This window comes from Peptoniphilus olsenii, from assembly GCF_040545475.1.
GTDB lineage: Bacteria > Bacillota > Clostridia > Tissierellales > Peptoniphilaceae > Peptoniphilus_A > Peptoniphilus_A olsenii.
Map to the genome: position 1 here is coordinate 56,931 of NZ_JBEPMA010000005.1, position 14,923 is coordinate 71,853.

At 29.3% G+C, this 14,923-nt stretch carries 10 protein-coding genes; 7 read left to right on the forward strand and 3 right to left on the reverse strand.

Features of this window, described 5'->3' with window-relative positions:
• The first annotated feature begins 270 nt into the window (after nucleotides 1-270).
• The 3 genes from ABID14_RS05535 (at nucleotide 271) to ABID14_RS05545 (ending at nucleotide 7,237) form a co-directional block, all read left to right on the forward strand.
• Nucleotides 271-2,331, forward strand: coding sequence for a heavy metal translocating P-type ATPase (locus ABID14_RS05535; protein ID WP_354367976.1), 2,061 nt, complete (start codon nucleotides 271-273; stop codon nucleotides 2,329-2,331).
• A 267-nt stretch (nucleotides 2,332-2,598) separates the two neighbouring features.
• Nucleotides 2,599-2,769, forward strand: a complete 171-nt coding sequence (fdxA, locus tag ABID14_RS05540) for a 4Fe-4S ferredoxin (RefSeq protein WP_354367978.1) — start codon at nucleotides 2,599-2,601, stop codon at nucleotides 2,767-2,769.
• A 187-nt stretch (nucleotides 2,770-2,956) separates the two neighbouring features.
• The gene (locus tag ABID14_RS05545; protein WP_354367980.1) at nucleotides 2,957-7,237 is read left to right on the forward strand and encodes an acyl-CoA dehydratase activase-related protein; all 4,281 of its coding nucleotides are present in this window, start codon (nucleotides 2,957-2,959) and stop codon (nucleotides 7,235-7,237) included.
• A 203-nt stretch (nucleotides 7,238-7,440) separates the two neighbouring features.
• Here ABID14_RS05545 and ABID14_RS05550 read toward each other — a convergent pair whose 3' ends face one another.
• The 3 genes from ABID14_RS05550 to ABID14_RS05560 all read right to left on the reverse strand — a co-directional run bounded on the left by ABID14_RS05550 (nucleotide 7,441) and on the right by ABID14_RS05560 (nucleotide 10,158).
• Nucleotides 7,441-8,280, reverse strand: coding sequence for a gamma-glutamyl-gamma-aminobutyrate hydrolase family protein (locus ABID14_RS05550; protein ID WP_354367981.1), 840 nt, complete (start codon nucleotides 8,278-8,280; stop codon nucleotides 7,441-7,443).
• A 391-nt stretch (nucleotides 8,281-8,671) separates the two neighbouring features.
• The gene (locus tag ABID14_RS05555) at nucleotides 8,672-9,616 is read right to left on the reverse strand and encodes a copper amine oxidase N-terminal domain-containing protein (protein ID WP_354367983.1); all 945 of its coding nucleotides are present in this window, start codon (nucleotides 9,614-9,616) and stop codon (nucleotides 8,672-8,674) included.
• 11 nt (nucleotides 9,617-9,627) lie between these two features.
• Nucleotides 9,628-10,158, reverse strand: a complete 531-nt coding sequence (locus ABID14_RS05560) for a hypothetical protein (RefSeq protein ID WP_354367985.1) — start codon at nucleotides 10,156-10,158, stop codon at nucleotides 9,628-9,630.
• A 106-nt stretch (nucleotides 10,159-10,264) separates the two neighbouring features.
• Here ABID14_RS05560 and ABID14_RS05565 point away from each other — a divergent pair, with 106 nt between their 5' ends.
• The 4 genes from ABID14_RS05565 to ABID14_RS05580 are packed head-to-tail and all read left to right on the forward strand — an operon-like array spanning nucleotide 10,265 to nucleotide 14,920.
• Nucleotides 10,265-11,596 carry a CCA tRNA nucleotidyltransferase gene (locus ABID14_RS05565; protein ID WP_354367987.1) on the forward strand — a complete coding sequence of 444 codons (1,332 nt, stop codon included), beginning with the start codon at nucleotides 10,265-10,267 and terminating at the stop codon, nucleotides 11,594-11,596.
• A 1-nt stretch (nucleotide 11,597) separates the two neighbouring features.
• Nucleotides 11,598-12,941 (forward strand): phosphoglucosamine mutase, encoded by a 1,344-nt coding sequence (gene glmM / locus ABID14_RS05570; RefSeq protein WP_354367989.1) that lies wholly within the window; start codon nucleotides 11,598-11,600, stop codon nucleotides 12,939-12,941.
• Nucleotides 12,942-12,950: 9 nt separating this feature from the next.
• Nucleotides 12,951-13,784, forward strand: coding sequence for a DegV family protein (locus ABID14_RS05575; protein WP_354367991.1), 834 nt, complete (start codon nucleotides 12,951-12,953; stop codon nucleotides 13,782-13,784).
• 8 nt (nucleotides 13,785-13,792) lie between these two features.
• Nucleotides 13,793-14,920 (forward strand): 5-bromo-4-chloroindolyl phosphate hydrolysis family protein, encoded by a 1,128-nt coding sequence (locus tag ABID14_RS05580; RefSeq protein WP_354367993.1) that lies wholly within the window; start codon nucleotides 13,793-13,795, stop codon nucleotides 14,918-14,920.
• Nucleotides 14,921-14,923: the final 3 nt, after the last annotated feature.

Here is a 14,923-nt window from a genome sequence, read left to right on the forward strand (position 1 = left end):
AAATACTTTTTAAACCGACATATATTATCTCATAATTTAGAATAAAAGTGAAGAGCAAACATAAAAATTTTTTAAAATTAAGAGAAAAATATAATTAATATATGAATATCCGCATATTCAAGTAAATATTTGCTATAATGAATGAAATTGTTGCTTGTTAGTGATAAATATTTTGTATAAATACATTTTATATTTCTTAATTGACTTTGAGAATAGTGGTGTTATAATTTATACATGAACGAGTGAACAAACAAAAAAAGGAGTGACATCATGATCAGCTATGAATTTATTATGCGTAACTTGGGTTGTGCAAATTGTGCTGAAAAAATTAGAGCTAAATTAGATTCTATGGACAACATAGAAGATGTAAAATTTAATATAAATACACAAAAGCTTTCTCTTAAATCTGATATTAAAGACGAAGAAAGACTTATGAAAATTATACAAGAAGTCGCAGATTCTATAGAAGATGGAGTCAAAGTTGAAGAAAATTATGAATTTAATGATGAAGAAGATGATGATAAACCTTCTATAATTAAATTCATTTTAGTTTTTTGTAGTCTTATTTTTCTTCATTTTTTAAATTTAGATGATAAAGTAGAATTTGTAATATATATTTTGCTTTTTGTAGTAGTTGGCAGAGAAGTTATTTTATCAGCAGTTAAGGGTTTAAAAAGGAAAGATTTTCTAGATGAAGAATTTTTGATGACCGTCGCATCAGTTGCCGCAATTGTCGCTGGAGAATATGCAGAAGCTGTTGCAGTAATGTTATTTTATAGTGTTGGCGAATATATACAAGATAAAGCTGTGGATAATTCACGTAAATCTATAAAAGAGACATTGAAATTGAAACCTGATTTTGCCAATGTGTTTAGAAATGAAGAATTGATAAAAATAGATCCTGTTGATGTAAATGTAGGAGATAAAATTTTAATTAGACCTGGTGAAAAAGTTCCACTCGATGGAATTATTACAAAAGGGATATCTGATGTTGATACATCGAATATTTCTGGTGAATTTGCCCCTGTAAGTTTAGGTTTAGGAGATAGAATTGTTGCAGGATATATAAATCTAGAGAATTCTTTAGAAGTTAAAGTTGAAAAGGAATATAGAGAAGGTACAATTGCTAAAATCATTGATTTAGTTGAAAATGCTTCATCTAATAAAGCTGAAATTGAAAAATTTATAACAAGATTTGCAAGAGTATATACTCCAATTGTTTTATCGCTTGCTTCTATTTTATTTGTTCTTTTGAAATTTTTCGTGGGTTATGGTTTTAAAGAAAGCCTGTATAGGTCGGCTATATTTTTAGTGATTTCATGCCCATGTGCTTTAGTTCTTTCTGTTCCATTAACAATGTTCGCAGGTATTGGTTCTCTGTCTAAAAAGTCAATTTTTGTGAAAGGTGGCAATTCTGTTGAAGCTCTTACAGATATAGATGCAATTGCATTTGACAAGACTGGAACCATCACAAAAGGTAAACTCACTGTAGATGATATTTTAGAATTAAACGCGAATAAAGAGGAAATTTTAGAAATTGCTGCTATAGGTGAAAAATATTCAACTCATCCTATTGCCAAGGCCATACTAGATAAAAAGGATATCAAACAAAATCCTGAAAATCTAAAAAATATTAGTGGTAAAGGCTTAGAATTTCTACACAATCGTAAAAAGTATTTTGTAGGAAATTCGAAGATTATTGATGATAATAATATAAAAAGAAATTTAAGTATAGAAAATCCTAATAAAATTGAAGTATTTGTTGCAGATGAAGAAAAATTATTAGGTATAATTTTTCTTTCTGATACTATAAAAGAAGATGCTAAAGAAAGTATTGATTTCTTTAAAAAATTAAATATTAAAACTTATATTTTATCCGGCGATAAAGACAGCATTGCAAAAGAAATTGCATCACAAATTGGAGTGGATAATGCAAGAGGATCTTTATTGCCTGAAGATAAATTAAATGAAATAAATGAATTGATGAAAGATAACAAACTTGCATATGTTGGAGATGGTACTAATGATGCTCCAGCTTTAGCAAGTGCATATCTGGGAATAGGAATGAGTTCGGGAACAGATATCGCTATAGAGTCTTCTGATATTATTTTATTTAATAATGATATTTCTTCAATAGTAGAAGCTATAAAAATTTCAAAAAGAGTAAAAAACATAGCTTATCAAAATATATTTATTGCTTTATTTTTAAAAGTTGTTGTTCTTATCTTAGGTGCGCTAGGAAATGTATCTATGCCCCTTGCTGTCTTTGCCGATGTAGGAGTGGCACTTATATGTATCTTAAATTCTCTTAGAGTTTTTAAGTCAGAATAAAACATAGTAAAATGCTATGAATTATTTATTAATAGTAATAGATAATTAATTTTAAAAATAATTTCTATTTAAAAATATTATTTAATAAACACTATTAATATTGATATTTAGCGATTATTTTTATTAGTTGTAAAAAATAATAAAAAAATATTAAAAAATTTAAGATTAATAGATTGAAAAATAATAATAATTGTGTTACTATAATTTCAGAACTTATGAAATAAGTTTCATAAGAAATTGGTATAAAGAATTTATGGAGGTAATATTATGGCATATGTAATTAATGATTCTTGCATCGCTTGTGGTGCATGTCAACCAGAATGTCCAGTTGATTGTATAAGTGACGGAGATATCTATGTAATTGATCAAGATCAATGCATCGATTGTGGATCATGTGCAGCTGTTTGTCCAGTTGGAGCACCAAATCCAGAAGATTAATTTTATAGTTAATTTTAATTAAAGGGCGAGTCTTTTGACTCGTCTTTTTTTTGTAAAATTTTTGTCAATTATTATTTTTCTAGTATACTTTGAACTATATTTTTCAGAAAGTGATATAATATGAAGACAAGGAAATTTAATCTGAAATTATTTTATTTTTTAAATTCTGAAGGGAGAAAAAATAAATATGCTCATTCATATGGGTTTAGATATAGGTTCAACAACAGTAAAGCTTGTTATCCTAGATGATAAATTAAACATCTTATACTCAACTTATAGACGTCACTTTTCTGATGTGCGTAAAACTGTAAAAGATATTATTGATGAAGTCTATGAAGATTTCAAATATGAAACAGTGACAGTTGCTGTCACAGGTAGTGGTGGTTTATCAGTACACGAATTACTTGATATAGATTTTGTTCAAGAAGTAATTGCAGGCAAAGAAGCAATTTCTAATTTTATCCCAAAAACTGATGTTGCAATAGAACTAGGTGGGGAAGATTCTAAAATTACTTACTTGAAAGGCTCAGTAGAACAAAGAATGAATAGTATTTGTGCTGGTGGAACTGGTGCATTTATAGACCAAATGGCATCTCTTTTACAAACAGATGCTGCTGGTTTAAATAAATTGGCAGAAAGTTATGAGAAATTATATCCTATAGCTTCACGTTGTGGGGTTTTTGCAAAGACAGACATACAAGCATTAATTAATCAAGGTGCGAGCAAATCAGATATTGCAGTTTCTGTTTTTCAATCTGTAGTAAATCAAACAATATCTAACCTTGCTTGTGGAAGACCAATTAGAGGGAATGTGGCTTTTTTAGGAGGTCCTCTTCATTTTCTTCCAATGCTAAAAGAGAGATTTATAAAAACTCTAAATTTGAAAGAAGAAGAGATAATTTCGCCGGAAAATTCACAAATTTTTGTAGCTATTGGTGCTGCAATTTCTAGTTTTAACTTTAAACCAATTTCTTTTGTAGAATTATTTAATAGGGTAAATAACTCACAAGAAATTATTATAGCTGAGAATGATATCATGCCCCCGCTTTTTAAAAATGATAAAGATGCATTGGAATTTGAGAAAAATCATAAAACCAAAAACCTTAAAAAGATTGATATTTCAAAGTATATTGGGCCTATGTATTTAGGTATTGATTCAGGTTCGACAACGTCAAAATTAGTGGTAATAACTCCAGATAATGAGCTCTTATATAGTTTTTACGGATCTAATAAGGGCAACCCTTTAGATATTGCGATTGAACAAATAAAAAAAATATATGAAATTAAACATGATAAAGCTTATTTTGCCGGAGCGGGTACTACTGGATATGGAGAAGAATTTTTAAAATCTGCTTTAAATTTAGATTTAGGTGAAGTTGAGACTATTGCACACTTTACCGCAGCTAAAAGTTTTGATCCTCAGGTAGATTTTATTTTAGATATTGGCGGTCAAGACATGAAGTCCATGAAGATAAGAGATGGAGTTATCGAGTCAATATTATTAAATGAAGCTTGCTCAGCAGGTTGTGGTTCATTTTTAGAGACTTTTGCTCATTCTGTTAATATGAGTGCGGAAGAGTTTGCTAATGAAGCAACTAAATCTAGAACACCAGTTGATTTAGGCTCTAGATGTACTGTTTTTATGAATTCAAATGTAAAACAAGCTCAAAAAGAGGGAGCTTCGGTAGCTGATATTTCTGCTGGGCTTGCTTACTCTGTAATAAGAAATGCACTTCAAAAGGTAATTAAGGTTAGAGATCCTAAAGAATTAGGTACACATATTGTAGTTCAAGGAGGCACTTTTTTATCAAATGCAGTGCTTCGTGCTTTTGAAAATTTAACTGGGGTTGTAGTTACGAGACCTGAAATAGCGGGACTCATGGGAGCTTTAGGTGTAGCGCTTATAGCTAAAGAAAAGTCTACTGGAAAATCATCTATCATAAGCTACGATGAATTAGATAAATTTGAATATAAAACTATTTCAACTAACTGTAGACAATGTACAAATAATTGTGCTTTGTCTGTAAATATTTTTCCTAATGGAAAAAGATACATTACAGGAAATAGATGCGAAAAAGGAGCAGGTCTTGTAAAGAAAAAAGAAGACCAGCTGCCTAATATGTATAGATATAAATATAAAAGAGTATTTGATTATGAGAGTTTAGAACCAAAAAGGGCAAACAGAGGTATTGTTGGAATACCTAGAGTTCTAAATATTTATGAAAATTATCCCTTTTGGCATACATTCTTTACAGAACTTGGGTTTTCTGTAGTTTTATCAGATAGATCTTCAAGAGAGATTTATGAAAAAGGAATTGAAACTATAACTAGTGAAACTGCCTGCTATCCAGCGAAAATAACTCATGGACATATAGAAAACTTGATTGAAAAAGGAATAAAATTTATCTTCTATCCTTCAGTATTCTATGAAGAAAAGCAATTTAAGAATGCTGACAATACTTTAAATTGTCCTGTAGTAGCTGGTTATTCAGAAGTAATAAAAAATAATGTCGATGATATTATTGAAGGAAATATTAAATTTATGAATCCTTTTATATCTTTTGATAATAGAAAAAAACTTGAAACTAGAATGACAAAAGTCTTCAGTAATATACCTGCTTATGAAATCAAAAGAGCCGTAAAGCGCGCGTATGCTGAGCAAGATAGATATAGGCTTGATGTATTAAATGAAGGCAGTAGAATACTTGAAGATATTGAGAAACGTGGTTTAAAAGCAATAGTACTATCAGGTAGGCCTTACCATATTGATCCTGAAATAAATCACGGTATACCTGAACTAATTACTACACTAGGACTTGCAGTAATATCAGAAGATGCAATAGCAAGAAATGTTGACATCGACTCTAGACTTAGAGTGCTTGACCAGTGGAACTATCACTCACGCTTATATAGAGCTGCAAAATTTGTGGGCGAACATGAAAATTTAGAATTAGTACAATTGAATTCATTTGGCTGTGGAATCGATGCTGTAACAACAGATCAAGTTCAACATATCTTAGAATCTTACAATAAAATTTACACAGTTTTAAAGATTGATGAAGTTTCAAATCTTGGTTCAGTAAAAATTAGATTGCGTTCACTAATAGAGGCTGCTGAAAAAAGAAAATTTGAAAAAATTTTAGCAGATGAAGATAGATTATTAGATGATAATCCCGTATTATTTACAGAAGAGATGCGAGCAACTCATACAATACTAATGCCACAAATGGCACCGCTCCACTTCAGTTTACTAGAACCAGTACTGCGAAATGAAGGAATAAATATAAAAGTTTTGCAAGACTCTGGGCATAAAGTAGTAAATGAAGGATTAAAATATGTTAATAACGATGCTTGTTATCCATCAATTTTTGTAGTAGGACAGTTTATAGATGCTCTAAAATCTGGGGAGTATGATACCGATCATGTAGCTTTATTAATGAGTCAAACTGGTGGTGCTTGCAGAGCATCAAATTATGTTGGGTTTATCAGAAAAGCTCTAAAAAATTCAGGGTACGGTCATGTTCCTGTAATTGGTTTATCATTCCAACAAATTGAATCGCATCCAGGTTTAGATATTTCCAAAAGACAAATAATAAGACTTGGAAGAAAATTAGTGCAAGGTTTATTATATGCTGATTTAATAATGAGACTTACACTCGCTACAAGGCCTTACGAAGTTATTAAAGGCTCTGCTAATTTATTAAGAGATAGATGGATAGAAATTACAACTGATAAGAATCTTGATTATAGCAAAAAGAGTTTTAAAGAAAATATAAATCAAATGATAAGAGAGTTCGAAAGACTAGAAATTACTAAAGAGAAAAAGCCTAAAGTAGGAATAGTTGGCGAAATTTTAGTCAAATATGATCCGGCTGCAAATAACTATGTAGCAGATCTACTAGAAAGAGAAGGGGCAGAAGCAGTAATACCAGATTTAACTGATTTTATGATGTACTCATTTAAAAATGCAAGTACAAAAGCTGAAAAATTGTCTAAGTCGTCTATAACAGCTTTAATTTGTGAACTGGGAATATTTTATATAGAATCCTATCGAAAATATGTGCGTGAAGCTCTCAATAAAACAAGATTTAATGCACCTGAAAAAATTGAAGAGATAATTGAATATGCCAAACAATATGTTGATTTAGGTAATCAGTATGGAGAGGGCTGGCTACTAACTGGAGAGATGATTGAATTAATAGAATCAGGCGTTGAAAATATAATTTGCGTTCAGCCATTTGGATGCTTGCCTAATCATATTACTGGTAAAGGAGTAATAAAAGCTATTAGAAATAATTACGAAAGAGCAAATATAATTCCACTTGATTACGATGCATCAGCTTCTGAAGTTAATCAGTTTAACAGAATTAAATTAATGCTTTCACAAGCACGTAAAAATATGGAAGATGGAGTAATAGGTTACGAGAAAAATTATTTGAAGAAAATATCTTCATCATCTAAAATATAAAGTGAAAATTTGATGTGAGTCTTTATTGTTTTGGATATAGAAAAGTTAAATTTAATTGAATTTTAAAAGTTTTATAATAATTCTTATAAAATATAAAATTTATAATCATACAAAAAAGTGGTCATCAAAAGGCCTCTTTTTTGTATGCTTAAATTTAATTTTATTTTAAAAATCATAATTCTAAACTAGGAATTTAATTGTGTTCATTTATTGCTTGGCTTTCCTGCTGTTTTAAAAAAGTTCTGGTATAGTTTTAAAGCTTCTTGGTTATTATCATTGACTATTAATTCTTCTGGATGCCATTGAACACCTAAGAAGAAAGTTTTGTCTGAGCGTGCTATAGCCTCGATTGTTCCGTCTGGTGCAGTAGCTAAAACTGATAGATTTTCTCCCAAATCTTTAATGGCTTGATGATGCCATGAGTTTATTTCAATCTCTCCAGAAGTTTCCATTACCTCACTTAAAATATTCCCTTCACTGATTGTAACTTCATGTTTTACATATACTTTTTTATTTGGATCTCTGTGCACAATTTCAGTAGGTCTTTGGCTAATGATATCCTGATATAGAGCACCCCCTGATAATATATTTGTAAGTTGCATACCACGACAAGTTCCTAGAGTTGGCTTATCTTTTACGAGACATGCTTTTATTAAGTAGATGTCCGATTCATCACGAGGTGGGTTTATATCCTCTAAATTTGGATTGGGTTCTTCACCATAAAGTTCTGGGTTTATATCGTCTCCGCCTGTAACTATAACAACATCAACTTTATCAATATTGTCAATGGCATCATCTTGTGATTTTAATTTAGGTAAAAAAACTGGATTTCCGCCAGCTTTCCTCACAGCATCAGCATACATTTGGGTATCCTCGTCAACTTTATCTTTTGAATTTTCATCAACAGTGTCTGTAGACCAAGATATACCAACTTGTACTTTATCTTCAGGATTATCTAGAAAATTACAAGAAGTTAGCGAAAATAATAATATAAGTATTAAAAAAATGCTAGAAAATAATTTATTAATTTTGCTCTTGTTCATAATTACCTCCATTATCAAAAAATAAATTCCTAGTTTATCTATTGATTATAGCAAAACATTTTATTTTTTTAAACAAGTCATATCTAAATATAAAATAATTACTAAACTTGTTAAAACAATATTCGTTAAAAAATAAATTAATTTTATAATTGTTAAAGGAAGTTAAAAATTAAAGTATTTGTTATAAAAAAGAGGTCTTAAATGAGGCCTCTTCTTGTTTTAAATTCTAATCTAGTTATGATAAGTATACTTGTAAATAGAGGTTGGATTAAGATATGCAGAAAGAAATTTTATTACAAATTGTGATTTTAAGTTCATTTTCGAAGATTATTTGATATGATTTATGCACACAAAAAAAGTAGGTAATACTACCTACTTTTTTAAAAATTTTTCATAGTCTGTCAAGTAAACCTTTAAGATTTGCATCTTCTAGCAAGTTATCGGTACTTTCTTGCTTTGCTTTTTCATCTTTATATACTTTAATGTCTTTTTGTGCTTTATAAGTTTCACCTTTTATTGCAGCGTTTAAAGAGTCTTTGGATTCTTCAATTTTCACTTGGAAATCAGTTAATTCTCTGATTAGCTTTTTAGCTGCATCTTCGTTTTCGTTAATTATAGAGTCTTTAAATATTGGCAAGATTTCTTTAGCTTTTTCGTTAGCTTTTATTGTATATTCATGAGCTTCTTTAAATTTATCTGGTACATTTAAATTTTTAACTTTATTTGATAAATCATCTATTTCTTTTTCTGCTCTGTTGTAAGCGTCTAATAATTCACTTTCATTTAAATTTGCTGCATTTTGGAAAAATGAACTTTTTAATTTAGAGATAGAAGCTGCTAAATCTTTTTGTAAAGAAGATAATTCATCAATGTATTTTTGTTCTTCATTATTAAGATTTAATTTTTGAGATTTGTCATTAATTATGACTTTAAAGTTATTTGCATCCCATTTGATATCTGCATTTAAATTTTCAGCAACGAAACGAAGAGGTACAAAAGTTCTATTTTCTTTTATTAATGGTGCAACGTCCATCAAGAGTAATTTATTGTCTACTAATGCTTTTTTATTATTTATAGTTAATTTTATACTAAATGTGTCTTCTGTTACTGTTACTATTCTTTTTTCTCCATTCCATTCAACTTTTTTACCAAGTGTTTCTGCAATAAAACGCAGTGGCACAAAGGTTCTGTTTTCTGAAATAAAAGGTGATACATCTGTTTTGACAATTTTGCCATTGTATTCTATAACAGGAGTTTTTGCTGCAAAAGTTATGCTTGTCATGCTAATTATTGTTATGCAAAATAATACTATTATTTTTGTAAGTCTTTTCTTCATATTTACCTCCATTATTTTTTAGAATTTGTTGTATTTTCTTCTTTTGAATCGAATATCATATCTCTTGGGTTTTTTGTGTCTGGATATTTTTCTTCGATATAAATTAGTGTGGAGTCCTTTTCGTCTTGAATTTCGATAAATGAGTTATCGTTTGTCGGGATTATTTCTCCGTTTTCTCCATCCTTATAGAATATAATATATTCTTGATTTGGACTTAAGTTTTTAGGTAGAGCAATATCAATTTTAGAAAGGTCGCCTTTGTAGTCTTTTAAAAAAGTTGAATTTACTCCTTCTGCTTTTGAAGTTTGTAGTCGAACTCTAGAGATATAATCTGAGTTTTTGACGAGTTCGTCAACTAATTCTTTGTCAAAACTAGAAGTCACTATTTCTTCATCTGTACTTTTTGATTTTGTTGTACTTTCAACATTATTATTTGCAGTGCTATTATCTAGTTGGGACTTATTCTTTGTGTTGTTTTTTCCACAGGCACTAAATGCCAAACTCATAGAAAGAGTTGTAATAATTAATATTTTTTTATTCATAACAACCTCCAATTTAAAATATTATATCATATATACTTTATTTGGAAAATTTAAACTATATTAATTTTAAATTGACAGTTACAATGATATAATTGAATGGAGAACTATGCCAAAAGATGTTATTATGATATTAAAAAAATTAAATAATGCGGGTTTTGAAGCCTATATTGTGGGTGGATGTGTTAGAGATAAACTTTTGGGTCAAAAACCTAATGATTATGATATTACTACATCTGCAACACCTCAACAGATAAAAGATGTTTTCTATGATTATGCTACTATTTCAATTGGTGAAAAATTTGGGACAATTGGAGTTGTACTGAATGAAGTGTTATATGAAATTACTACATTTAGAATTGATGGTAAATATTTGAATAATAGAAAACCAGAAAGTGTAACTTTTTCACATAATTTAGAAGATGATTTAGCTAGACGTGATTTTACTATTAATGCTATGGCTATGGATATTGACGGGAATATTTTCGATCCATTTTGTGGTAAACTAGACTTAGAAAATAAAATAATCAGATCTGTTGGTAATCCTTCAGATAGAATCTTAGAAGATGGACTTCGTATTATGCGTGCAATTAGATTTGCTGGCAGGTTAAATTTTTATATTGATGAAGATTTATTTGAAGCTATTTCTCTTCACAGAGATATTTTAAGAAATATTTCTGTTGAGAGGATTTTTGATGAATTTTTGAAGATGCTAACTTCAACAAATCCATCTACATATCTTTTACTAATGGAAGAGACTGGAGTTTTAGATATTATTTTTCCTGAGATTAAAAGAACTGTTGGTTTTGCTCAGATGTCTCCATTCCATGATAAGACTTTATTTGATCACATTTTATGTGTAGTTGATAATGTTCCTTGTGATATTTCGATAAGGCTTGCTGCGTTATTTCATGACGTGAGTAAAGTAGACACTCTAACTATTGGTAAAGATGGTAGAGGACATTTTTTTGGACATGAAGTTGAGGGAGCAGAGGTTGCAAAAAAAGTATTAAGAAAATATAAAGTCTCCAATAAAATTATTAAAAAAGTTGAAATTTTAATTTTAGACCACATGAAAGTTCATTCTAAGATGAGTGATAAGGCACTTCGTAGACAGATTAAAAGAGTAGGCAAAGATAATATTTTGGATTTATATTCTCTTTTGATAGCTGATTGTAAGTGCACTCGTGCTGATAGAGATACTTCATTTATTGAAAATAGAAGAGATAGGGTATTAAATTTATTAAATGAAAAAGAGATGAAAAGCGACAAATTTTTAAATATTGATGGTAATGATATAATTGCTTTAGGCTATCAAGAGGGCAAACAGATTGGGGATATTTTAAGACAATTAGAAAATATTGTTTTGGATAATCCAAAATTAAATAACAAAAAATATTTAATTGATTATATAAAAGAAAATTATAAAATAGGTGATTAAATTGGGTAAATTATTTGGAACAGATGGTGTTAGGGGCATTGCTAATCAAAAGCTTACTCCAAAATTATGTTTTGATATTGGAAGAGCTGCTGGTTTTGTTCTGACAAAAAACCAAAAAGGAAAAGTACTTGTTGGTAGAGATACGAGATTATCTGGAGATTTAGTTGAATCTTCTTTAGTTGCAGGGCTATTAAGTATAGGACTTGATGTTGATATTGCGGGGGTCATACCAACTCCCGGAGTTGCATATCTAACAAGGACTGGAGAGTATTTATGTGGTGTATCTATCTCTGCATCTCACAATCCTTTTGAACATAATGGAATTAAATTCTTTTCTAGAGATGGTTTAAAACTTGATGATTCAATTGAAGATGAAATTGAGGACAAAATTCTTGAAGGGACAAAGATATACAAAGAAATTATTGGCGCAGAGATAGGAACTATAACTAGGTCAAATGAATTTGTAGAAAAATATAAAGATTATTTAAAGAATTTAATTGATGAGAGGTTTGATGATTTCAATATTTCTCTAGATATTGGAAATGGAGCTCTATCAAATATAGCCGTAGAAGTTTTAGAAAGTTACGGTGCAAATATCCATGTAATAAATGATAAACCTAATGGTAAAAATATCAATGATAAATGCGGCTCTACAAATCCTGATTTAATTCAAAAAGAGGTTATCAAAAATAAATCGGATATAGGGATGAGTTTTGACGGTGATGCTGATAGGATAATAGCTGTGGATGAAAAGGGGCAAATAGTAGATGGTGATCATATACTTGCAATTGCAGCAACTTTTTTGAAAAAACAATCAAAACTAAAAAACAATGCAGTTGTAGGTACTATCATGTCTAATCTTGGATTAAAAAAATATCTTGAATCTATCGGAGTAGATTTTATACCTACTAAAGTTGGTGATAGATATATATTAGAAGAAATGTTAAATTCTGATTATGTAATTGGAGCGGAGCAGTCTGGTCATGTTATTTTCTTAGATTATAATACTACTGGAGATGGACTTGCAACAGGTATTCATTTACTTGAAATAATGAAGAAGGAAGCTAAAAATTTAAGTGATTTAAATGCTCTTGTTACTAACTATCCACAGGTACTTATGAATGCAAAAGTTCGTGATGATTTAAAAAATAAATATATGGAGTTTCCTATTATAATGGAAAAAATAAAAAGTGTTGAAGAAAAATATAATGGGAATGGACGTGTTGTCATAAGACCTTCTGGCACAGAATCTCTTGTCAGAGTAATGATAGAAGGTGAAGATATAGAGGTCTTGGAAAAAGATGCTCTGGATTTAGTACAACTGATAGAAAATAAATTAAATTAGGAGTTTTCGATGTATAAAATTATTAGTGACACAAGTTGTGATTTAAAAAAAGATGAAATAAAAGAATTAAATATTGACTATGTTCCATTCAAAATACAAGTGGATAATGTTGAATATATAGACGATAATAATCTTGAATTGGATAATTTTTTGAATATAATGGAACAAACTACCGAACCTATTAAGACATCATGCCCATCACCTTATGATTATCTTAGTGTAATTGAAGAGAATTTAGATAAAGAAATCTTTATTGTGACTATTTCATCTAAGTTATCTGGATCTTATAATTCGGCTAAAGTTGCTGAAAATGAAGCCAAAGAAAAATATAAAGATTTAAAGATTACTGTTATTGATTCAAAATCGGCAAGTGCAGGCCAAACAATGATAGTTTTAAAACTTTTAAAACTATTAGAGAACAATGATTTTAAATCTGCCGAAGAAAAAATTACTAATATTGTAGATAATTCTTGCACTATGTTTGTTTTAGAGAGTATGCATAATTTAATAAAAAATGGGAGAATAAAGAAGACAGCTGGGCTTATTGCCAATGTTTTAAATATTAAACCCGTTATGATGTCTAATGATGGCGAGATTGAATTGTTTGAGATAAACAGAGGTATAAAAAAATCTTTAGATAAAATGGCAAATGCAATTGGTGAAATTAGTAAAAAGACTAAGTTTGACTTAATCACCATTTCTTATACAAAAAATAAAGAACGTGCCGATAAATTAAAAGATAAGATAGATGAACTCTATGAAGTGGACCAAATTCATATAAGACATACAAATGGACTTTCTTCTGGATATGCCGATATAGGAGGTATTGTAATAGGTTTTTGAGGTGAATTATGACTAAATATGATGATAAATTTAAGTTTGATGAACTTATTGAAAAAGCAATAAGAGAGGAGAATTTTAAACAATTAAATGAATTTATTGAAGATATTGGTGAAGGAATAGGTTCGGCGGTTGATATTACAAGAAAATCCTTCGATCGTTTTATGAATAAGAAGAACACTGATATACCATATTCTATTCAAAATGACGACAGGATTATTAACCAAAAACCTAAAACCATAAAAAGAGTGAAAAATTGGGATAGATCTTTAAAATTCTCAATCGCCTTTCACACTGTGTTTCTTTTATCTATATTAATAGATATTTTCGATGGTGCTGGGTTTTTTGTTGATTTACCTCTCGTTATTTTTTGGATAATCCCAGCTTTTATATTATCGGCTTATGGATTGTATAGAAATAAAAAATCAAAAGAACAAATAATAAGATTTAGAAAATATACAAGAGAAATTGGTAATAACACCGTAATACCAGTTTCTGATTTAGCAGTAGCAACAGCCAAACCTGTAGATTTTACTATTAAAGACTTGTTAGATCTTATTAACAAAGACTTTTTCAGACAAGCTAGAATAGTTGAAAATGGAAACTTATTTATTTTAGATTCCAAAACTTATAAACTATATAAAGAAGAAGTATTAAATAGTGAATTAAAAGATATAGATGAAAAACAATTAGAAAAGAATAAAGATGATACAAGAGTATTATTAAATAAAGCACGAGTTCATATAACAGAACTTACAAAATTGTCTGAAGAAATAAGTGAACCTATGAAATCTAAAATTATTGAACTACTAAAAACAATAACTAAGATTTTTAGCATTGTAAAAGAGAATCCAACTACTTCTGATAATTTAGAAAAAGCAATAGAGTACTATTTGCCGATAACTGTAAAAATATCGGACAACTATAAAGAGATGAATGAAAGACCAACAGAGTCAGTAAAATCATCACTTGCTGAAATTGAAAATACTATGGATACAATTTTAGTAGCTTTTGATAAAATTTTAGACAATTTGTATGCAGATAAAATGCTTGATTTATCTAGTGATATTAGTGTGTTAAAAACAATGCTTAAACAAGAAGGACTTCTTGATGAAGATGACTTTAAAATAGGGAGGTAAATT

Bases quoted from the DNA above. Each gene is read 5' to 3' on its own strand.
- ABID14_RS05535 (WP_354367976.1), top strand. From the start codon at position 271: ATGATCAGCTATGAATTTATTATGCGTAACTTGGGTTGTGCAAATTGT.
- ABID14_RS05565 (WP_354367987.1), top strand. From the start codon at position 10,265: ATGCCAAAAGATGTTATTATGATATTAAAAAAATTAAATAATGCGGGT.
- ABID14_RS05555 (WP_354367983.1), bottom strand. From the start codon at position 9,616: ATGAAGAAAAGACTTACAAAAATAATAGTATTATTTTGCATAACAATA.
- fdxA (WP_354367978.1), top strand. From the start codon at position 2,599: ATGGCATATGTAATTAATGATTCTTGCATCGCTTGTGGTGCATGTCAA.
- ABID14_RS05580 (WP_354367993.1), top strand. From the start codon at position 13,793: ATGACTAAATATGATGATAAATTTAAGTTTGATGAACTTATTGAAAAA.
- ABID14_RS05575 (WP_354367991.1), top strand. From the start codon at position 12,951: ATGTATAAAATTATTAGTGACACAAGTTGTGATTTAAAAAAAGATGAA.
- ABID14_RS05550 (WP_354367981.1), bottom strand. From the start codon at position 8,280: ATGAACAAGAGCAAAATTAATAAATTATTTTCTAGCATTTTTTTAATA.
- ABID14_RS05560 (WP_354367985.1), bottom strand. From the start codon at position 10,158: ATGAATAAAAAAATATTAATTATTACAACTCTTTCTATGAGTTTGGCA.
- ABID14_RS05545 (WP_354367980.1), top strand. From the start codon at position 2,957: ATGCTCATTCATATGGGTTTAGATATAGGTTCAACAACAGTAAAGCTT.